This window comes from Oceanimonas pelagia (genome assembly GCF_030849025.1).
Classification (GTDB): domain Bacteria; phylum Pseudomonadota; class Gammaproteobacteria; order Enterobacterales; family Aeromonadaceae; genus Oceanimonas; species Oceanimonas pelagia.
Genome location: NZ_CP118224.1, coordinates 893,013 through 912,008 on the forward strand (window position 1 = coordinate 893,013; position 18,996 = coordinate 912,008).

18 protein-coding genes and 2 tRNA genes are annotated in these 18,996 nt (G+C 56.6%); 10 read left to right on the forward strand and 10 right to left on the reverse strand.

Translation table 11 applies throughout. The features are described 5' to 3' along the window. Nucleotides 1-71: 71 nt before the first annotated feature. From pspA to PU634_RS04180, 5 genes are read left to right on the forward strand one after another with little or no spacing between them, the layout of a single operon-like run. On the forward strand, nucleotides 72-740 hold the full coding sequence (gene pspA, locus PU634_RS04160) for a phage shock protein PspA (RefSeq protein WP_306762804.1): 669 nt from the start codon (nucleotides 72-74) through the stop codon (nucleotides 738-740). Continuing rightward, nucleotides 737-970 carry an envelope stress response membrane protein PspB gene (gene pspB, locus PU634_RS04165; protein ID WP_306762805.1) on the forward strand — a complete coding sequence of 78 codons (234 nt, stop codon included), beginning with the start codon at nucleotides 737-739 and terminating at the stop codon, nucleotides 968-970. The genes pspA and pspB overlap by 4 nt, the downstream gene beginning before the upstream one ends. Next, on the forward strand, nucleotides 955-1,350 hold the full coding sequence (gene pspC, locus PU634_RS04170) for an envelope stress response membrane protein PspC (protein WP_306762806.1): 396 nt from the start codon (nucleotides 955-957) through the stop codon (nucleotides 1,348-1,350). The genes pspB and pspC overlap by 16 nt, the downstream gene beginning before the upstream one ends. Beyond that, a complete protein-coding gene (locus PU634_RS04175) occupies nucleotides 1,347-2,750 on the forward strand; it encodes a YcjX family GTP-binding protein (RefSeq protein WP_306762807.1) in 1,404 nt (467 codons plus the stop codon). The genes pspC and PU634_RS04175 overlap by 4 nt, the downstream gene beginning before the upstream one ends. After that, nucleotides 2,747-3,772 carry a YcjF family protein gene (locus tag PU634_RS04180; protein WP_306762808.1) on the forward strand — a complete coding sequence of 342 codons (1,026 nt, stop codon included), beginning with the start codon at nucleotides 2,747-2,749 and terminating at the stop codon, nucleotides 3,770-3,772. The genes PU634_RS04175 and PU634_RS04180 overlap by 4 nt, the downstream gene beginning before the upstream one ends. Here PU634_RS04180 and PU634_RS04185 read toward each other — a convergent pair. From PU634_RS04185 to PU634_RS04215, 7 genes are all read right to left on the reverse strand, one after another. Further along, nucleotides 3,765-3,840: transfer RNA gene (locus PU634_RS04185), tRNA-His, on the reverse strand. The genes PU634_RS04180 and PU634_RS04185 overlap by 8 nt on opposite strands. A 580-nt stretch (nucleotides 3,841-4,420) precedes the next feature. Next, nucleotides 4,421-5,194 (reverse strand): recombinase family protein, encoded by a 774-nt coding sequence (locus PU634_RS04190; RefSeq protein ID WP_371319621.1) that lies wholly within the window; start codon nucleotides 5,192-5,194, stop codon nucleotides 4,421-4,423. Nucleotides 5,195-5,855: 661 nt separating this feature from the next. Beyond that, nucleotides 5,856-7,352: a hypothetical protein gene (locus PU634_RS04195; protein ID WP_306762809.1), complete on the reverse strand. Its 1,497-nt coding sequence runs from the start codon at nucleotides 7,350-7,352 to the stop codon at nucleotides 5,856-5,858. Nucleotides 7,353-7,552: 200 nt separating this feature from the next. Further along, nucleotides 7,553-8,551 (reverse strand): restriction endonuclease, encoded by a 999-nt coding sequence (locus PU634_RS04200; RefSeq protein ID WP_306762810.1) that lies wholly within the window; start codon nucleotides 8,549-8,551, stop codon nucleotides 7,553-7,555. Nucleotides 8,552-8,570: 19 nt separating this feature from the next. Continuing rightward, nucleotides 8,571-9,194, reverse strand: a complete 624-nt coding sequence (locus tag PU634_RS04205) for an OB-fold protein (protein ID WP_306762811.1) — start codon at nucleotides 9,192-9,194, stop codon at nucleotides 8,571-8,573. Between the two features lie 143 nt (nucleotides 9,195-9,337). Next, nucleotides 9,338-10,558, reverse strand: coding sequence for a DUF6538 domain-containing protein (locus tag PU634_RS04210; protein ID WP_306762812.1), 1,221 nt, complete (start codon nucleotides 10,556-10,558; stop codon nucleotides 9,338-9,340). A 149-nt stretch (nucleotides 10,559-10,707) separates the two neighbouring features. Next, nucleotides 10,708-10,784, reverse strand: a tRNA-Arg gene (locus tag PU634_RS04215). Between the two features lie 149 nt (nucleotides 10,785-10,933). On the opposite strand from PU634_RS04215, the gene folD reads away from it, so the two are divergent. Continuing rightward, nucleotides 10,934-11,791 (forward strand): bifunctional methylenetetrahydrofolate dehydrogenase/methenyltetrahydrofolate cyclohydrolase FolD, encoded by an 858-nt coding sequence (gene folD, locus PU634_RS04220; protein ID WP_306762813.1) that lies wholly within the window; start codon nucleotides 10,934-10,936, stop codon nucleotides 11,789-11,791. Between the two features lie 19 nt (nucleotides 11,792-11,810). After that, complete coding sequence (locus PU634_RS04225) at nucleotides 11,811-12,635, forward strand: ion transporter (protein WP_306762814.1); 825 nt, start codon at nucleotides 11,811-11,813, stop codon at nucleotides 12,633-12,635. Nucleotides 12,636-12,738: 103 nt separating this feature from the next. Here PU634_RS04225 and PU634_RS04230 read toward each other — a convergent pair whose 3' ends face one another. The 3 genes from PU634_RS04230 to cysS all read right to left on the reverse strand — a co-directional run bounded on the left by PU634_RS04230 (nucleotide 12,739) and on the right by cysS (nucleotide 15,138). Next, a complete protein-coding gene (locus PU634_RS04230; protein ID WP_306762815.1) occupies nucleotides 12,739-13,137 on the reverse strand; it encodes a hypothetical protein in 399 nt (132 codons plus the stop codon). Nucleotides 13,138-13,372: 235 nt separating this feature from the next. Next, the gene (locus PU634_RS04235) at nucleotides 13,373-13,648 is read right to left on the reverse strand and encodes a hypothetical protein (RefSeq protein ID WP_306762816.1); all 276 of its coding nucleotides are present in this window, start codon (nucleotides 13,646-13,648) and stop codon (nucleotides 13,373-13,375) included. Between the two features lie 110 nt (nucleotides 13,649-13,758). After that, the gene (gene cysS, locus PU634_RS04240; RefSeq protein WP_306762817.1) at nucleotides 13,759-15,138 is read right to left on the reverse strand and encodes a cysteine--tRNA ligase; all 1,380 of its coding nucleotides are present in this window, start codon (nucleotides 15,136-15,138) and stop codon (nucleotides 13,759-13,761) included. Between the two features lie 148 nt (nucleotides 15,139-15,286). Between cysS and PU634_RS04245 the strand changes: the two genes are divergently transcribed. The 3 genes from PU634_RS04245 to PU634_RS04255 all read left to right on the forward strand — a co-directional run bounded on the left by PU634_RS04245 (nucleotide 15,287) and on the right by PU634_RS04255 (nucleotide 18,934). Beyond that, nucleotides 15,287-15,967 (forward strand): response regulator transcription factor, encoded by a 681-nt coding sequence (locus PU634_RS04245; RefSeq protein ID WP_306762818.1) that lies wholly within the window; start codon nucleotides 15,287-15,289, stop codon nucleotides 15,965-15,967. Continuing rightward, nucleotides 15,958-17,208, forward strand: coding sequence for a sensor histidine kinase (locus tag PU634_RS04250; protein WP_306762819.1), 1,251 nt, complete (start codon nucleotides 15,958-15,960; stop codon nucleotides 17,206-17,208). Before PU634_RS04245 ends, PU634_RS04250 begins: the two co-directional genes overlap by 10 nt. A 94-nt stretch (nucleotides 17,209-17,302) precedes the next feature. Then, nucleotides 17,303-18,934: a phosphoethanolamine transferase gene (locus PU634_RS04255; protein ID WP_306762820.1), complete on the forward strand. Its 1,632-nt coding sequence runs from the start codon at nucleotides 17,303-17,305 to the stop codon at nucleotides 18,932-18,934. The last annotated feature ends 62 nt before the right edge of the window (nucleotides 18,935-18,996 follow it).

Below are 18,996 nucleotides of genomic sequence, written 5' to 3' on the forward strand. Positions count from 1 at the left end.
GCACGAACCTTGTATTGATCATGGCCAAAGACGCGGGCACACCGCCCGTGGTGTTATCAAGGAGAGTTCTTATGAGCATCTTTTCCAGAATGGCCGACATCATCAATGCCAACCTCAACGCCCTGCTCGACAAGGCCGAGGATCCGGAAAAAATGGTCCGGCTGATCATTCAGGAGATGGAAGACGAGCTGGTGCGCGAGCGCTCCAACCTGGCCCGCTTTCTCGCCGAGAAAAAGGATTTGCTGCGCCAGATTGAACGCCACCGGGAGCGGGTGGAAGAATGGCAGGGCAAGGCCGAGCTGGCGCTGACCAAACAGCGGGAAGACCTGGCCCGGGCCGCGCTGCTGGAAAAGAAAAAGCAGAGCGAACTGCTCGCCGCCCTGGAGCAGGAATGCACCCTGGTGGAAGAGAGCATGAACAAGCTTTCCGACGCCATCGCCAAGCTGGAAGCCAAGCTGGCCGATGCCCGCGCCCGCCAGCAGGCCATGCAGTTGCGCCAGCAAAGCGCTCAGAGCCGCATTCAGGTGCAGGAGCGGGTGCGCCGCAGCGAGAACCAGTCGGCCATCGACAAGTTCGACCGTATGGAGCGTAAAATCGACGAACTGGAGGCCCGGGCCGATCTCTACAGCCAGAGCAAGGGGCTGGAGCAGGAGTTTGCCGAGCTGGAGGTGGACGACGCCATCAGCAAGGAGCTGGAACGGCTCAAGGCGAAAATGCACGATAACAAGGAGCAGCAATGACCGAACTGGCCTGGGCCCTGGTGGCCCCGTTAAACATCTTTCTGTTTCTGGTGGTGCCCATCTGGCTGGTGCTGCACTATCGCAGCAAGCGCCGGCTGGATGAGGGCCTGGACGACAGCGCCCGCACCCGTCTGGAGCAGGCCCTGCAACAGTCCGAACAGCTCGCCGAGCGGGTGGAAACCCTGGAGCGGCTGCTGGATCAGGAGGTACCGGAATGGCGTCGACACTGATCAACCTGTATCGCGACAAGCGCAACGGCAAGCTGGGCGGCGTGTGCGCCGGCATTGCCCGCCGGCTGGAGGTGGAGCCCTGGCTGGTGCGGGTGCTGGCCATTACCGGGCTGCTGTTCGCCAGTTTTCTGACCCTGGTACTCTATATCGCCGCCTGGCTGCTGCTGGACGACCTGCCGAGGGAGCAACAGGAGCCCGCTGTTCAGGAGCATGTCAAGGCCGCCGGCTGGCGCTCGGGGCTGGCTCCCCGGGAAGCACTGGAACGGCTGGAAACCCGGCTGGCCCGGCTCAACACCCGGGTCGCCGCCATGGAGCGGCTGATCACCTCCGGCGAATTTCGCCTGCGCCGCCAATTCAACGATCTGCGCGAGGATAAATGAACAAAACGGCTCTTCGGCAGTGGCGCAACAAGGCGGAGTCCTGGGTGCAGCGGGGGTTGGATCGCCGGCTGCGGCTGGCGGTCACGGGACTCAGCCGCAGCGGCAAGACCGCCTTTATTACCAGTCTGGTGAACCAGCTGGAGCATGCCGGGCTCGATGCCCGGCTGCCGCACTGGCCGCCGGCGGCGGAAGGCCGGCTGCTGGGCAGCCAGCGGGTGCCCGGCCGCCATCATCACGTGCCCGCCTTTGGTTACGAGGCGGCCCTGCGCCAGCTGGCCGCCAGCCCGCCGGTCTGGCCCGAGCCCACGAGGGGCATCAGTGAAATTACCCTCGCCATTCGCTATTGCCCCAAAAACCGGCTCAAGCGCCGGTTGCAGGACACCGCCACCCTCTATCTGGAGCTGGTGGACTACCCAGGTGAATGGCTGCTCGACCTGCCGCTGCTGTCGATGAGTTACGCCGACTGGAGTGCCCAGCAGCGCGAGCTGTTGCAAACGCCGGCATTGGCCGGCCTGGCGCAACCCTGGTTGCAGGCCGGTGAGGCCATTGCCCCCGACAGCGCCGCCGACGACGCCGTGCTGGCGCCCCTGGCGGCGGCCTACACCCGGTGGCTGCACGACATCAAGCGGGAATGCGGCGCCTACCTGGTGCAGCCGGGGCGCTTTGTGCTGCCCGGCGAATACCAGGGTGCGCCCATGCTGCAGTTTGTGCCCTGGCTGTGGGGCCCGGTGCCGGCGGGGCTCAACGAGCGGCATCATTACGGCATGATGGAAACCCGCTTTGAGCACTACAAAAAGCACCTGGTGGCGGGCTTTTACCGGGATCACTTCGCCGGCTTTGATCGCCAGATCGTGCTGGTGGACTGCCTCAGCGCGCTCAATCGCGGCCCCGACAGCTTTGCGGATCTGGGCCGGGCGGTAAACGCCATTGTGCAAAGCTTTGATTACGGCAAAACCGGCTGGTGGCGGCGGCTGTTTGCCCCCCGCATCGACAAGCTGCTGTTCGCCGCCACCAAGGCCGATCACCTCACCCCGGATCAGCACGGCCGGCTGACCCGGCTGCTGTCTACCCTGGTGCGGGGCGGCCATCGTCATGCCCGGCTGTCGGGCATCGACATCGAGACCCTGGCGCTGGCGGCCATCAAGGCCACCACCAGCGGTGAGGTCAGCCACCAGGGCGAAGCCATCCCCGCCCTGCAGGGCCGGCGCCTGGAGAACGGCGAGCCGGTGACCCTGTATCCGGGGGAGGTGCCGGAGCAGTTGCCCGAAGCGGACTTCTGGCAGCGCCAGGGCTTTGATTTTACCGACTTTGCGCCTCCCCGCTGGCAGCCGGAGCAGCCGCTGCCCCACCTGCGCCTGGATCGGGCGTTGGCCTTTTTACTGGGAGACAAACTCGCGTGACCCTGAAAACCAAAGTGATTCTCGACCGGCCCCTGCACGCGCCAGAGGATGAGCCCCTGCGCCCCGGGCAGGCCCTTGACGATAACGACTTTCTGCAGGCCGAGGCCAAGGCCACCGGGCCGATGGCGGCGCTGCGCCCCCGGCGCCGGCACCGGCTGTGGAGAGCGGCGCTCGGTCTGATGCTGGGGTTGCTGCTGGTGCATTCCGGCCTGTCGTTGTGGCAGACCTGGCAGCACAGCCAGTGGCTGGGGGCGGCCTGGAGCCTGGCGCTGGCGTTGCTGGCGCTGGCCGCCGGCAGCAGTCTGTGGCGTGAAGCCAGGCAACTGCGCCGGCTGGAGCGGGTCTGTGCCCAGCGGGCCCGGGCCGAGCAGTTACTGGCCGAGGCCGGTCATGGCCGGGCGCGGGGGTTTTGTGAACGGCTGGCGTGCCAGAGCGGGCTGGAGCACAGCGATGCCTTTGCCCACTGGCGGGCCGGCCTGACCGGTGACGAGCAGGATGGTGAGGTGCTCGCTCTTTACAGCCGGCAGGTGCTGGCCGTGCAGGACCGCCAGGCCCGGGCCAGGGTGCTGAAATGGTCCGGCGAGGCGGCGGTGATGGTGGCGGCCAGCCCCCTGGCGGCGGTGGACATGCTGCTGGTGCTGTGGCGCAACCTGAAAATGATCGAGGACATCAGCCAATGTTACGGCATTCGCCTGGGGGCGCTCAGCCGGCTGCGGCTGCTGAAAAGCGTGCTGCACCACATGCTTTATGTGGGGGGGTCGGAAGCGGCCATCGACGCCGGCATGGACTTGCTGGGGCTGGAGCTGGCCGGGCGGCTGTCGGCCCGGGCCGGGCAGGGCGTGGGCGCCGGCCTGCTCACCGCGCGTCTCGGCCTGCAGACCATGGATCTGTGCCGGCCGGTGCCCTGGCAGGGCGACGAGAAAAAGCAGCTGGGCGGCATACGGCGCGCGCTGATTGACAGAGTGGTGAAACTGCTGAGTAAAAACAGGGAACCGGGAGATCGGGAGCAGGGAGTGGGGTGACCGACGGGGCTCGAACCCGCGACAACCGGAATCACAATCCGGGACTCTACCAACTGAGCTACGGTCACCACTAAATGGCGCGCCCTGCAAAAGGGGTAACCTGTGGCTGATGTTAAAACATCAGAAATATCAGTCACTTGGATAAATGGTGTGGCTGATACGGGGGCGTATTTTAAGCAGCTATGTAACCTTCTGCAAGCACTTTTGATACTTACGATCTTGGGTGGTGCTTGTTGGCTAAAAGATCAACGCTGTGGCGGGAGACCTGTCAGGCGGACGGACTTTTGTTACTGAGTGTCCCTTGTATAACATAGAAATATCTTAAGGTTTTGATTAATAGGTTCTTTTAGAGCGCTCCATACTGCCAAAGATCAATGAAACAGGCATTCTAACCACAAGGTAATGGGTAGGGCAGGGGTATGCTTTAGAATGGCAGGGAGAGCCGTTTAGAGGCCTATAAGCTTATGACTTTTTTACAGCTTTCATAGTGTTTGATGGTGATTACATGCTGTTTGCTGGCGCTGCTCATGGAGTAAACACAATACTTCACCTGCTCGACCACATACTCACCCCGTAACAACATCGTAGTGGCATAGGCTGATGGGGCAGCCAGTACCCCACATAGCAACAACATTAAATAAACAGATTTCATGCTTCTGTCTCCTTCATCTGTTTGGCTACTTTGGCGACAGTGGCTCTTGAGCAACCCAATAACGCAATAACCTTGTTGTAGCTTTTCCCGTCTGACAGTAATTCTTTGACCTTGCCATGAAGCACCATATCAACGGGGCGACCTTTGTATCCACCTTCAGCCTTCTTTTTGGCAATACCTTGTGCCTGTCTTCTGCGTCTGTCTTCATAGTCCTTACGGGCAATGGCAGTCAACATATCCAACATCATGCCGTTCAGGGCTTCCAGCATTCGGCTGGTGAACTCATCTCCTGACTTGATAAGCTGGTGGCTTGTCGGTAAGTCCAGAGCAACTACACGGATTCCTTTACTCTCAATCGTGGATCTTAACGCCTTCCAGTCATTGGCGTTCAACCGGCTCAGGCGGTCTACCTGTTCCACCAGCAGCACATCACCTGCTTGGGCAACATCCAGCAATCGGAACAGCTCAGGGCGTTTCAGACTGGCACCAGATTCATTCTCTATAAACCATGCTGACACGGTTAATCTTTGAGCTTGTACGAAATCAATCAACTGCTCTTTGGCACGGCTGGCATCCTGCTCATTGGTTGACGCTCTCAGGTAGGCATACACACGGTTCATCTGAATCACCATAGTCTGTTTTAATTGGTTTAATAATAGTGGTCTGCTTTGGGTTTGTAAAGATGTATTAGTGAACCAATAAACAAGAGGTGTTGTGTAGTCTGATTTGTGTATACCCAATGTAAACCAGCGCCAGCAGGCGATAGTCATAGCCAGGCACGGGAAGCCTGAGGCAGAGGGGATACCACACACGAACTGAATTGATTAATAGTAATTTTTATATATTAAAAAATATTGATATCAAGAGGGCGCTTTGTTAAGCAAAACGTGTTGTATATAAATTTTCATATCCTTCAATCCTTTACTATCACTGTATTTCCCTCCATTAGCATGTCAGTATTGTTTGTTTTTTTAATGTAGCTCATTGATTTATATGGTTTATTATTGATATATTTAAACCTTGTTTATTATGTTGTTGACACTTTCGGCTGTGCGTAGTGTAGTTGTGACACTTTTTATGTATAAAGCTATTACATATTTAGTGTCATTTTTTCAATGGTTCATATAGAGGCTAAGCATTACTCACTAAAACACAGTTCGTAATACTACCCTCTAACATCACTACTATCAGACTACCTACAACAAACAGACGTTGTAGCTAACCTTGATAGAGTGCTGTATGAATAATATGGAGTAAGAGAGCGAAACAAAGCAACTCACTACGTTCATTGCTGTTGTCCGCTCCCTAACAACAATTAACGAAACACATATCACCTTCCTCATTATCATTCGTTGGTGCAATGGTTTCTATTGTTGTGTTGGTAGGGCTAAAGCCCCTCTATAAAAGAACAGTGGCGCATAGCCGCCGGTGTCAGGCTTGCAGGTGGCTGGTTGGGATGTTCCTTTTGTTCATCCAGTTAATACACTGCTCAAGTGAGTCAATGTTGTTCTTGCTCTTCCAGGATTTAAAGGCATTGTGATGTTCTGGAGGGATACCAAGCCATTTGGCAGTCAGCTTGAACTCCCCGGACTGCAGGTGCTGCTGACGCTCATATTGTTCTTGTTGCAGCTTCACCTTATTCCCGTCAATAGCAAAATCCTTCACCAGCTCAGCGCCTTTAAAGTGACCATTAAGCAGGTAGTTTGCTGCCCGCTCGTCCGGCACGATAACAACATAAGTGGTGTCTGAATCTTCATGATTACGGATTATTCCCCGAGTGGCAGCCTGGAAGATTGGCTCGTGGTATATCTGGTTTATCATTCCATGCTCTAATAATTGCAGGTTTATTCCATGCTTATCAGCTATCTCATTGCATTCAGCTTTCTGTAAGTTATCCAGGTTAGCCTGATATATACAAATCACAGCTTCATAGCTTACAAGGTCATTCCTTCCGTGTGGGTTATAGGGTACAAAGTTAGCTTGTCCGTAATCCCACTTTTCATTTTCTTGATTACTGTTAACGGTATAGATAAATCTGTCCTTTCCGTAGTGCTTCAGGGCTGCTCCGGCATTAATCCGCATCTGTTGATAGACTGTGAACCCATCGGGCTTGTAGTTACCATTAACGTCTAATGTCAGCACTCGATTACCATCTACACATCTGTTTCTGCTGTAGTTGATGCCAGTGAGTAGGGGAATTACCTTGGTTCGTTTAGGGTTGTTGTAAGCACTGTATTTTGGTTTTATATCATTGCTTGGTACGAATACTGCTCCCTGAGCCTTCATTAGCTCTGTAGTCGCCAGCCCTTCCACCTGAGCCGCCAGCATGTAAATACTGTCTGCATGTTGCAGATGCTCCACCCAATTGAACACCACAGACCAACGGAACTCATTGTCACCCATCCGTGTTACAGTGCTACCCAGCTCTAAAGCCGTTAACATGCTTTCCATCTTCTCTGACCGTGTACCTTGTGCTTTGATTGCTTCAATACCGTCATTCCCGTGGTCAGGATGAAGAGTGTACTTGCAGCCGTCTATGTTGCAGCAGTTCCCCAAAATATTGAGAATGTCGGTTGTATCCTTCACGGGGATAGAACCCAAGTTAATTGTGCTCGGCACTTCATCAATGATGACCGTGTACCCGTGCAAGAGGGTAGGATCAATCTTCATAAACCCTTGATGGCAACAGACAATAACGCTAACTTTATTTCTTAGGTTTTGCTCAATCTGAGCACCAACACGACTGTTACCTGTAGTGTTAGATACAGCAATGGCTTTAGATCGTGTAATTTTGTTGAAAGTCTGATCTGCCAGCTTTTGTCCTATGTTTACAATTATGAACTTATCTTGGCTATTGTTGACAAGCTCAATTACTTCATGGGTCTTGCCTCCAGCGGGAATAGCGGTTACGGTTTTGATTTCAGTCATAGTTATATGTTTTCTCCTTTGTTGTTGAAAGCCACATACGCAAAAAAGCAAAAGAGGGCCGCCACCGTAAGGTGGTTGCCTCTAATGCTGAACAGGATTATGCGCATTGTGGAGAGGTACGGAATTATACCCCTGTTTTCATTGTTGCCCGGTTTCCTTATTGAGTCAATATTTTTTTGTGGTTTTCATTGAATGAATTTTCAATCTTCATCAAGCTCCACATCATCAAACGATTGCAACGCTTCGATAAAGCCATCTTCTTGAAAAAGATAAACACCGGTTTGCTCGGCTAACTCAATGGCAGAGTCCGTAAAAAATGAGTTGGTAACTACAAAGGCCATGCCGGCATTGTAAAACTGTTGTGCTGATAAGGCTTCCTGTACTGCCTTGTTGCCAACCTTTGAAGTGTAGTATTTGGCTTGAACAATGGCTGTTATATCCTGGTAAGTGATTATGAGATCTGCCCCTTGATCACCTGACCCTCTGGTTACTTCAGCAGTCCATGAGGTTTCCTCATTAACTCTTGTGGAAAGGTGGAACTCATAATCGTGTCCTGACATTGGAACTTCGTTATTGGCCTCTTCTGAAGTAGCTACGGCATCAATATAGTTGTCTATCATGTCGCAATATTCAGACATGCCTTCACAATCATGAACAAGATAATGATAGCTAAGGCTAATAAATTCAAAGTCGTCACGCCGATTGATAGAGTATAAGTACTCTCTTAGTTCACTGGTTTTCTCATAAAAAGAAAATAGTGGAATATCTATTTTCTCTTTAAAGTATTTATTTAACTCCTTTTGCCACTTGTCAAACTTATAATCACCATATTCATCTTTGTATATCAGTCTGTTTTGTTTTTGTGCTAATACGTTATGGTGCTCTTCAATTTTAGGCTGTATGACCTCTTTGAACGCGATTGCGTTATATATTCTTGATCCAATGAATATTTGATCGTTTATTATGTTTTCAGTTTTCACGAATTCGTAGAGCTCATCTCGGCTCTTTATTTTTAAAAACTCTTTGACGTCATTCATGTGTTTGTGAAAAAACTGAAGTGGGAATGCGAGTTCAGCGTTGTACTTTTTTATCAATGTAAGCATTTCGTAGAGCTCTTCTACTTGTGCTTCCGCAATGTTTGCTTCTTTTCTTTCTTTTATTTTTCTTAAAATTGATCCGATCATTTCTAAAGTGCTCATGTTAGTTAGGTTTGAAAAATTACATTATTGAACAATCTCTAGCAATAACATTCATCATCAGGCCGTCAATACGGCATGCAACTGTCAGGTTGCTACCTTTGTTTAGTCTGCTTAATTCACTGTTGGTGCTGTCGTCGAACATGGCTTGCAGCTCTGGGATCTGAAATTGAGCTCCTGTGCCAAGCGTGACATATGAGGTGCCCATGATATCTTTCTTTATGCTGCTGATGATGCCTCTTGTCATTATTATTCTATCTTTATATCGTGCATCAGCACCTATTTCATTGTTTTCGTAGTCTGATAACAGTTTCTCAATGCTTACATTGAGTGCTATCTCTTGGCTTGAGTTATCTTCATGATGTGAACTGGTTTCTATATAGTAATCAACACCATCTTCTGCTAATCCAATTCCCATAGTGAGGGCAAGCCAAGTAAAGGCTGTCACTTTCGCTTTTTTGGTGTGCCCTTTTCGTAAGGTAAACCAAGAGAAAATGATTGGTAAAAGGAATATTCCTAAGCCCAACAAAACACCAACTGACCTTTTGGGCGGGTCCTGGTTGTCATTTGGTCTGCCACAGTGCGGGCAGGTTGCGGCGGAAGTAGATATATCATTGCCACAATCAGAGCATTTGATGATTGCCATTTTTTATCCCTTTGTGTTTTTAGTTTTTAACTTGCCATGTCTTCTGGTGTTGCATATGGAAAGCATATGGTAAGGCACCATGTTGATCGATAGCAGGTTATGCACAAAAAAGAAACCACATGAGTCTGAAATCTATACGACAATCACGTCTTTTTCTGCTCGTGCCGGTGCATCCGCGCCAGCACATGGTGCAGGTATTCCAGGCTTCTGCCTTTGCCGTAGTGGTGGATCATGCCTTCACGGCTCCAGCCCATCAGGCTGACGATTTCCATTTCCGTTGCTCCCGACTCTATCAGCCGGCTATTCAGGCTGTGGCGAAAGCTGTGGCTGGTGCCCTGTTCAACCACGCCAGACAGGAACTTGTTTACCGCTTGAGAGCAGCCGTCACCCTTGAACTTGCCGTCCTTGATATAACGGGGAAAGGCGTGTTTCTGTTCTGGTTGTGCTGCTGCTTTTACAATGCTGGCGAATTCCAGGCTGATGCCGGTAAGGGGGATTAACCGTTCGCTGTTGTCGTTCTTCAGGCCTCGTTGATCATGGGGTTTGATTACAAGGTGAGGAATGGGGGCGTCCAGTTTGATATCGTCCAGCAGCAAGCCGCCTATCTCGGCGTTTCTGCAACCGGTGTCGTAGAGCAGGCCCACAATCTGGGCGGTGACCAGTGCCGACTTTCTTCTGATCGTCTCCCGTACCTTCAGCAACTCGTCTGCCTCGAAGGTGTGACGTTTTTCAGCGTCTTTCTTGATGTTGTCGAAGGGGACGCCGGCAAAGGGGTTGCTAATGTTCAGATCGTGCAGTTGCAGGGTTAACCGGACTTGTCTGCTGATAAACCCAACGGCTTTTTTGATGGTGGCGGTTTTGAGCTGCTGCTCTGTCTTGAGGCGTTCAACCACTATCAGCACGTCACGCTTTTTGATATGGGCAAGGATAGGGGGGAGATCTGCAAAGTATCCAAAGCAGCGGGTGATCTCGGTCGTTTTCTTTTTGTTGCCTTGATGGGCCTTCAGGGCATGGTGCTTGATGTCGTTCAGGGTAATGGTGTGCTGCTCTGGTGCTGGCGTGGGAACCAGCTCGGCAGGAGGAGGGCTTGCCGGTTGAATGATAAGCACGGGGGAGGGGGTGACGTTATGCTTTAACTGCTCAAATTCCTTGTTGTGCTGCAAGGCCAGTGCTTGGGCTTGTTGGGATGCCTGGTTCAGGTCTTTGGTCTTGAGGGAGAACACCAGTTCACGCTTGCCGTTGTAGTGGCGGCGTAGTGGAGCGGGGACGGCCCGGCGGTAGTAGAACAGGCCGGTGGTGCTGCGTTGTTGCAGGTAGGATACGGAGACGGTAAAAGCCCCGATTTTGAATGTAGCTTGTGGCATCGTATACCTCACGAATCAACCACAAGTTACATAGGGCTTGTAACCTTTTTTGTAACCACAGCTCTTGGTGTTGGGGAATCACAATCCGGGAAATAACAGCGTTTTCAAGCTGTTACTACTCTACCAACTGAGCTACGGTCACCACAAAATGGCGCGCCCTGCAGGACTCGAACCTGCGACCATCCGCTTAGAAGGCGGATGCTCTATCCAGCTGAGCTAAGGGCGCTTTGTTGCACGGGCTTGGCCGGCAACGGGGCGGCATAATACCGGCTTGGGCCCACAGGGTCAACGGCTTTATCCTCCCGGGGTTTCTTATCAAAGGCGCGAAAAAATGCGACAATTGTCGCAGGTTTATAAAGGTGAGAAACAACGCAGATGTCAGCTCAAATAATCGATGGAAAAGCGATTGCACAGGCGGTGCGCAACCAGGTGGCCGAGCGGGTCGCCGCCCGCAAGAGCGCCGGCAAACGGGCCCCCGGCCTGGCGGTGATACTGGTGGGAGCCAACCCGGCCTCTCAGGTGTATGTGGGCAGCAAGCGCCGGGCCTGCGAGGAAGTGGGCTTTGTGTCCAAGTCCCACGACTTGCCCGAGCACACCACGGAGCAGCAGTTGCTGGATCTGATTGACGAGCTGAATCAGGATCCGACCATAGACGGCATTCTGGTGCAGTTGCCGCTGCCGGCTCATATCGACACCACCCTGGTAGTGGAGCGCATTCATCCCCACAAGGACGTAGACGGCTTTCACCCCTACAATGTGGGTCGCCTGGCCCAGCGTATTCCGGCCCTGCGCCCCTGCACTCCCAAGGGCATCATGACCCTGATTGAGCGCAGTCACATCAAGACCCATGGTCTCAATGCCGTAGTGGTGGGCGCTTCCAACATCGTGGGCCGGCCCATGACCCTGGAGCTGCTGCTGGCCGGCTGCACCACCACCACCTGCCATCGCTTTACCGAGGATTTGCGGGGCAAGGTGGAAGGGGCCGATCTGCTGGTGGTGGCGGTGGGCAAGCCCAACTTCATTCCCGGTGACTGGATCAAGCCCGGCGCCGTGGTGATCGACGTGGGCATCAACCGCCTGGACGACGGTCGCCTGGTGGGGGATGTGGAATATGCCGTGGCCGCCGAGCGTGCCGGTTACATCACCCCGGTGCCCGGCGGCGTGGGCCCGATGACGGTGGCCTCGTTGATTGAAAACACCCTGATCGCCTGCGAGCGTTACCACGACAACTAATCAGTAACGGGGGAGTGGCATGAAGTGGCTCGACAAGGACGTCCTGTACACCGTCATTTTCGGCACCGAAACCCCGGCGGGCCGCCGCTTTGACATTGCCCTGATCATCGCCATTCTGTTGTCGATGGTGGTGTTGCTGCTGGACTCCATCGGCAGCATTCGCGCCCAATACGGCCCCTGGTTGTATGGCCTGGAGTGGGGCTTTACCCTGCTGTTTACGGTGGAGTTCGGTTTGCGCATCTGGTGTGCGCAAAGCCGCAGCGCCTATCTGCGCAGCTTCTACGGCATGATCGATCTGCTGGCGGTACTGCCCACCTACCTGGCCATCTTCCTGCCCGGCGCCAGTTTTCTGCTGATGGTACGCCTGCTGCGGGTGCTCAGAGTGTTCCGCGTGCTCAAGCTGATCCGCTACATGGACGAGGCCAACACCCTGATGCGTTCGCTCTACCAGAGCCGGCGCAAGATACTGGTGTTCTTCAGCAGCCTGTTTATTCTGGTGACCCTGTTCGGCTCGCTGCTCTATGTGGTGGAAGGGCCGGAAAACGGCTTTACCAGCATTCCCACCGGCATCTACTGGGCCATTGTTACCATCACCACGGTGGGCTTTGGCGACATTACGCCGCAAACCTGGCTGGGCCGGGGCATTGCCGCCGTCACCATGCTGATGGGCTACGCCATTATCGCCGTGCCCACCGGCATTATTACCGCCGAGCTCGGGCGGGAGATGCGCCGGGAGTATTCCCGCCGCCATTGCCCTCAGTGCGATCGCAGCGGCCATGAGCGGGATGCGACATTCTGCAATCATTGTGGCGCCGAGCTGGAGCCACCCAATGACAGGACATGAGCCGCTGCCGAAGTCCGTCCTCTCCGTGACGGCGGAGAGCCTGAGCTGACGGACAATAAAAAGGGGAGCGGCGGCTCCCCTTTTTGCGTTTGCCTTGCGGCGCTTATTGCTGGCTTTCTTCCACCACTTCGTTGACCTTGCGCTCGGCTTCGGCGGCGGCTTCTTCCATGGCCTCGGTGGCGGCATCGAGTTTTTCCCCGGCGGCCTGGGCGGCCTCGTTCAACGCCTCACCGGCGGCATCGGCCTGTTCACCGGCAGCCTGCGCGGCCTCGTTCACGGTTTCGTCAATGGACTCACCCAGTTGTTCCATGGTGCCTTCTTCTTCCATGCCCAGGGCTTCCTGCGCTTCGTCCATGGTTTGCTCGGTCTGTTCCTGCACCTGCTCCACGGCGTTATCCATCTGTTCGCCGGCCTGCTCCGCCGGCCCCTTGTTGTCGCAGGCCGCCAGGCCAAAGGCGGTGATGGAAGTAAACAACAGAATATTCAGCAGTGACTTGTTCATAGGTTCTCCCTGTTTTATCGACGGGGTTGCGGGATAGTCCGCTTTTTGGTGACGACATACACAGTAATAGCCCAAATGGGGCGGAAGCAACAGCCATGAGAATATGATGCTATTCCGCATTTATACAATTAAAGCTTTATAAATCAATGACTAATCATAGGTCGCGAAAGCGGCTGACGCACCGAAAGGGCCGCGAGTCCGGCTTGGTATGACGAACCCTGACGGGGTGGCCGGTTCAGGGCCGGGTGTCTTGCAGTATTTCGTCCAGTTTTTGTTCCGCGGCCCTTGAAGCCTGCTCCAGCACCTGCCGGTGGCGCTTTTGCTGTTGCGCCATTACCTCGGGCTCGGGACGGGGGGCGGGCAGGGCAGTGGGCTCACCGGCGTGCAGGCCGGTTTCCATTACCTCATCAATGTGATCTTCCACTTTGGCGGCGGGACCGTGAGGTTCACAGCCGGTGAGGGCCGAAAGGACGGAAAGTATGGCGAACAAAGCGGGGAGGTGTTGTTTCATGTCAGGCTCCTGTTCAGACAAACATCGGCCATGGCACTTGTTGAGACCATGCGGGCATTAACATCAAGGGCACCATGTGGGTGCCCTTGATGTGATTTTCAACCCCGGTGTTACTTGCGGCGCCAGCGGGTGCCTTCGGGGCCGTCTTCCAGCACAATGCCCATGGCGGTAAGCCGGTCCCGGGCGGCGTCGGCGGCGGCCCAGTCTCTGGCCTTGCGGGCATCCAGGCGGGCCTGGATCAGGCGCTCGATTTCGGCCACCTCGTCACCGGCACCGGCGTCGCCGCGCAAAAAGGCTTCCGGATCCTGCTCCAGCAGGCCCAGCACCCCGGCCAGCTCCCGCAGGCGACCGGCCAGGCCGGCGGCCACGGTGGTGTCCTTGCCTTTCTGACGGTTGATTTCCCGGGCCAGATCAAACAGCACCGAATAGGCCTCAGGCGTGTTGAAGTCGTCGTCCATGGCGGTGGTAAAGCGGGCCACGAACTCCTCGCCGCCGGCGGCCGGGACTTCGGGCAGATCCCGCAGTGCGGTGTACAGCCGCTCCAGGGCGGTGCGCGCCTGTTTCAGGTTTTCGTCCGAATAATTGAGCTGGCTGCGGTAGTGGCCCGACAGCAAAAAGTAGCGAATGGTTTCACCGTCGTAATGGCCGAGTACGTCGCGAATGGTAAAGAAGTTGCCCAGCGACTTGGACATCTTCTCCTCATCCACCATCACCATGCCCGAGTGCATCCAGGTGTTCACATAGGGGCTGTGGTTGGCGCAGCAGCTCTGGGCGATTTCGTTTTCGTGGTGGGGGAACTGCAGGTCCGAGCCGCCGCCGTGAATGTCGAAGTGCTTGCCCAGGTGCTTGCCGTTCATGGCCGAGCACTCGATGTGCCAGCCCGGGCGGCCCGGCCCCCAGGGCGACTCCCAGCTCGGCTCGCCGGGCTTGGACTGCTTCCACAGCACAAAGTCGAGGGGGTTGCGCTTGCTCTGCTCCACTTCCACCCGGGCGCCGGCCTGCAGCTGCTCCAGGTTCTGGCCCGAGAGCCTGCCGTAGTCGGCAAAGCTGTTCACTTCAAACAGCACGTCGCCGTTGTCGGCCACATAGGCGTGACCGTCCTTGATCAGGGTCTCGACCATGGCGATGATTTCGGGAATATGGGCGGTGGCCCTGGGCTCGATATCGGGACGGGCAATGTTGAGGGCGTCGAAGTCCCGGTACATTTCGCCGGTCAGGCGCTCGGTCAGCGCCTGCCAGTCTTCGCCGTTTTCGGCGGCGCGCTTGATGATCTTGTCGTCAATGTCGGTGATGTTGCGCACAAAGGTCAGATCGTAACCGGCGTAGCGCAGGTAACGGGTGACCACGTCAAAGGCCACAAAGGTGCGGCCGTGGCCGATATGACAGAGATCGTAAATGGTCACACCACACACATACATGCCGACCTTGCCGGGCACCAGGGGTTTGAATTCTTCTTTTTGACGGGTCAGGGAATTGTATATTTTCAGCATGTTCGAGTGTCTTGGTGGTGAGGGTTAAGGGTAACAGCGCTTATTGAACCGTTAATGGCCACCCGGTGCAAGCCCGGGCGACATTCGGCGCCCAGACATGATTTAATAACGGCCCGCAACGGCAGAGCGACTCAAGGGAGAGCAGGGCATGCGCATACTGGTGGTGGAAGACAATCCCGACATACTGGTGAACATTGTCGATTACCTCGGCCTCAAGGGTTGTGTCGTCGACGCCCTGGGCAACGGCGCCGCCGCCGAGGCGCTGCTGGCCCGGCAAGAGTTCGACCTGCTGGTGCTGGATCTGGGCCTGCCGGGGCTCGACGGCCTGGAGCTGTGCCGGCGGCTGCGCCGGGAGCTGAACCCCATGCCGGTGCTGATGCTCACCGCCCGCGATACCCTGCACGACAAGCTGGCCGGATTTGAGGTGGGCGCCGACGATTACCTGGTCAAGCCCTTTGCCCTGCCGGAGCTGTGGTCGCGCATTCAGGCGGTACTGAAGCGCAGCCAGCGGCAACTGGTGCGCCGGCTGACGGTGGCGGATCTGACCCTGGATCTGGATACCTTGCGGGTCAGCCGTCAGGGACGCAACATCAACCTCAACCCCAAATGCCTGAAATTGCTGGAAGTGCTGATGAAACAGTCTCCCGGGGTGGTCAGCCGGGCGACCTTGGCCAGCCAGCTGTGGGCCGACGAGCCCCCCGACAGCGACGGTCTCAAGTCGCACATCTACCTGCTGCGCAGCGCCATCGACAAGCCCTTTGACCGGCCGCTGCTGCACACGGTGCACGGCCAGGGATACCGGCTGGCAGCCACCGACTCATGCGCCTGAGCATTAATGCCCGGCTGCAGTGGGTGCTCAACCTGCTGATCGTCAGCCTGAGTCTGGTGGCGGCGGTGGCCATGGTGCTGCTGGTGTTCTGGTTTGAACGCAGTCTGTTTTACAACCACCTGCACAGCGACCTGCTCGATCAGGTGCATGCCCATGCCGATGAGCGGCAACCACTGGTGTTGTCCATGACCGACACCACCTACTACAAGCTGCCCGCCGCAGAGCAGACGCTGTTGCCCAAAGCCTTTCGGGACTACCCGGAGGGCGGCCACGAGGTGCTGCTGGACGACGGGGCCTACAACCTGTTTGTGCATTACCAGCCCGGCTGGGTGCATGTGCTGGTGCAGGATCAGAGCGAGTTTGAGCGTTACGAACTGCGGGTGTTTGGCGGCGCCGCCCTGGCGGTGCTGGCAGTATGGATTCTGGGCTTCTGGCTGTCGCGCCGGCTCAGCCGGCAGATCCTGCAGCCGGTGTCCCGTCTGGCCCGGGACGTGGCCCGGTTACGGCAGCAGCCCGGTGCCCGCCTGCAGGGGCATTACCCAGACGATGAAACCGGCGTGCTGGCCCGCACCTTTGAGGATTATGCGGCCCGATTACACACCCTGCTGCAACGGGAACAGCAGTTTTCCGCCAATGCCAGCCACGAACTGCGCACGCCCATGATGGTGATCCGCGGCGCCCTCGACATGCTGCGGGAAACCGGCAGCGGCAGGGCGGCGGAACGCCGCCAGCTTAATCGTATTGAAGGCGCGCTGCACGACATGCAGCAGCAGGTGGAGCTGTTTTTGCAACTGTCCCGTTCCCCCGAGGCGGCGACCCGCCACGACACGCCCGTGCCCCTGGGCCGGCTGGCGGCCAGCTGCATTGAGGCCTGGCAGGCCCGGGCGCATGCCCGGGGGCTGACCCTGGAGCTGAAGGCCGAGGGTGGCGCCGGCGACGGACCCGCGCTGCCCGCCACCCTGACCGCGGCGGTGATCAACAACCTGTTGCGCAACGCCCTGGAGCACACCTCCGAGGGGCGGGTGGAGCTGTGCCTGGGGCCGGACTGGCTGGCGGTGATCGACAGCGGCGCCGGCATTGATCCGGAAGTGCTGGCGCGGGTGCGGGAGCGGGGCATCAGCGGCGGCGCCGGCTTTGGCCTGGGGCTGGCCATTGTCGAACGCATTTGCGAACACCAGGGCTGGCGCCTGAGTCTGGCGCCCAACCGGCCAAAAGGAACCCGGGTGCGCATCGGGTTTTGACCTTTTTTTCACTGAGCCCCGATTAACCTCAATGGCAGTTTGCCGCGTCCGGCCCCGGCCGTGAACGCGGCCTGTTCTGTTGTTGAGGCCGATAATGGATACTTCTTCCCGTTCAAGCATTTCTTCCCGCCGGCTGGTACTGCTGCTGGCGCTGTATTTCTTTTTTGTTCTCAACCTGCCGCTCACCACCCGGCTGGCCGGCATACTGGAAGGGCTGGACGGCGTCAGCGCCGGTTTTGTGCTGTCCATTCCGGTGTTCTTTGTGGCGGCGCTCAACCTGCTGTTTACCCTGGTGGCGGTGAAATACCTGGAAAAGGGCATTTTCATCACGCTGCTGTTGCTGTCGTCCGCGGTCAGTTACGCCATGTTTGAATACGGCGTGGTGTTTGACCGGGACATGATGGCCAACATCATGCAGACCCACCGGGGCGAGGCCAGCTCCTACCTGAACGTGGCCTCGGTGCTGTGGTTCGGACTGACCGGCCTGCTGCCGGCGCTGCTGGTGGCCCGGGTGCGTATTGAGCATGGCGGTGTGCTTAAGGATCTGCGGTGGAAGGGGGTGTCGGTGCTGGGCTCGCTGGCCGCCATCGGGCTCGTCGCCGCCGGTTACTACCAGGATTACGCCTCGGTGGGGCGTAATCACAACTACCTGAAACAGCTGATCATTCCTACCTATTACCTCTCCAGTGCCGGTGGTTATATTGATCAGACCTACCTGACAGAAACGCTGCCCTGGCGCCCGCTGGGAGAGGATGCAAGCGTCGCGCGGCCTCATCGAAACGGCAAACCCAACCTGCTGGTGCTGATGGTGGGGGAAACCGCCAGGGGCATGAACTTTGAGCTGAACGGTTACCCCCGCGACACCAATGCCTTTACGCGGGAGCAGGGGGTGGTGTCGTTTCAGTCGGTGAGCTCCTGCGGCACCGCCACCGCGGTGTCGGTGCCCTGCATGTTCTCGCGCCAGTCCCATGACGACTACGATGCCGGCCAGGCCGGACGGCAGGACAATCTGCTGGATGTGCTCAGCCACGCCGGGCTCGACATCACCTGGCTGGACAACGACGGTGGCTGCAAGGGGGTATGCGAGCGGGTGGCCACCCGGACGTTTCGTCCCGAAGACGGCGGCCCCCTGTGCGACGGCGATTATTGCCAGGATGGTGTTCTGCTTGAGCCCCTGCACCAGGCTCTGGAACGGCCCGGCTCGCAGGACAGGGTGCTGGTGCTGCACATGGTGGGCAGCCACGGCCCCACCTACTACCAGCGTTATCCGGCGGAGTTTGCCCACTTTACCCCCGACTGCCGGCGCAGCGACATTCAGAACTGCAGCGCCCGGGAGCTGGTGAACACCTATGACAACACCCTTTACTACAGCGACTACATCATCAGCCGGGTACTGACGGCGCTGAAACAGCATAGCAATGAGTGGAACACCGGCCTGCTGTATCTCTCCGATCACGGCGAGTCCCTGGGCGAGAGCGGTCTCTACCTGCACGGCATGCCCTATGCACTGGCGCCGGAGCAGCAGACACGGGTGCCGCTGCTGCTGTGGTTGTCCGGTGAGTTTGAGCGGGAAATCGGGCTGAACCGCCGGTGCCTGCAACAACAGGCCCGGGAAGGCCGCTTCTCCCATGACAACCTGTTTGACTCTGTGCTGGGGCTGATGGGGGTAAGCACCCGGGTGTACCGGGCTGAACTGGACATGCTGGCCCCCTGCCGGCTTGGCTGAGGTGAAACCGGTTTTTGACCTTTTTTCGACCTCCCGCGCATTAGTCTGGGCCGAATGGATCG

Excerpts from the sequence above, each read along its gene's own strand:
- pspA (WP_306762804.1), top strand. The coding sequence starts at position 72 with ATGAGCATCTTTTCCAGAATGGCCGACATCATCAATGCCAACCTCAAC.
- pspB (WP_306762805.1), top strand. The coding sequence starts at position 737 with ATGACCGAACTGGCCTGGGCCCTGGTGGCCCCGTTAAACATCTTTCTG.
- pspC (WP_306762806.1), top strand. The coding sequence starts at position 955 with ATGGCGTCGACACTGATCAACCTGTATCGCGACAAGCGCAACGGCAAG.
- PU634_RS04175 (WP_306762807.1), top strand. The coding sequence starts at position 1,347 with ATGAACAAAACGGCTCTTCGGCAGTGGCGCAACAAGGCGGAGTCCTGG.
- PU634_RS04190 (WP_371319621.1), bottom strand. The coding sequence starts at position 5,194 with ATGACTATCGCCTGCTGGCGCTGGTTTACATTGGGTATACACAAATCA.
- PU634_RS04195 (WP_306762809.1), bottom strand. The coding sequence starts at position 7,352 with ATGACTGAAATCAAAACCGTAACCGCTATTCCCGCTGGAGGCAAGACC.
- PU634_RS04200 (WP_306762810.1), bottom strand. The coding sequence starts at position 8,551 with ATGAGCACTTTAGAAATGATCGGATCAATTTTAAGAAAAATAAAAGAA.
- PU634_RS04205 (WP_306762811.1), bottom strand. The coding sequence starts at position 9,194 with ATGGCAATCATCAAATGCTCTGATTGTGGCAATGATATATCTACTTCC.
- PU634_RS04210 (WP_306762812.1), bottom strand. The coding sequence starts at position 10,558 with ATGCCACAAGCTACATTCAAAATCGGGGCTTTTACCGTCTCCGTATCC.
- folD (WP_306762813.1), top strand. The coding sequence starts at position 10,934 with ATGTCAGCTCAAATAATCGATGGAAAAGCGATTGCACAGGCGGTGCGC.
- PU634_RS04225 (WP_306762814.1), top strand. The coding sequence starts at position 11,811 with ATGAAGTGGCTCGACAAGGACGTCCTGTACACCGTCATTTTCGGCACC.
- PU634_RS04230 (WP_306762815.1), bottom strand. The coding sequence starts at position 13,137 with ATGAACAAGTCACTGCTGAATATTCTGTTGTTTACTTCCATCACCGCC.
- PU634_RS04235 (WP_306762816.1), bottom strand. The coding sequence starts at position 13,648 with ATGAAACAACACCTCCCCGCTTTGTTCGCCATACTTTCCGTCCTTTCG.
- cysS (WP_306762817.1), bottom strand. The coding sequence starts at position 15,138 with ATGCTGAAAATATACAATTCCCTGACCCGTCAAAAAGAAGAATTCAAA.
- PU634_RS04245 (WP_306762818.1), top strand. The coding sequence starts at position 15,287 with ATGCGCATACTGGTGGTGGAAGACAATCCCGACATACTGGTGAACATT.
- PU634_RS04250 (WP_306762819.1), top strand. The coding sequence starts at position 15,958 with ATGCGCCTGAGCATTAATGCCCGGCTGCAGTGGGTGCTCAACCTGCTG.
- PU634_RS04255 (WP_306762820.1), top strand. The coding sequence starts at position 17,303 with ATGGATACTTCTTCCCGTTCAAGCATTTCTTCCCGCCGGCTGGTACTG.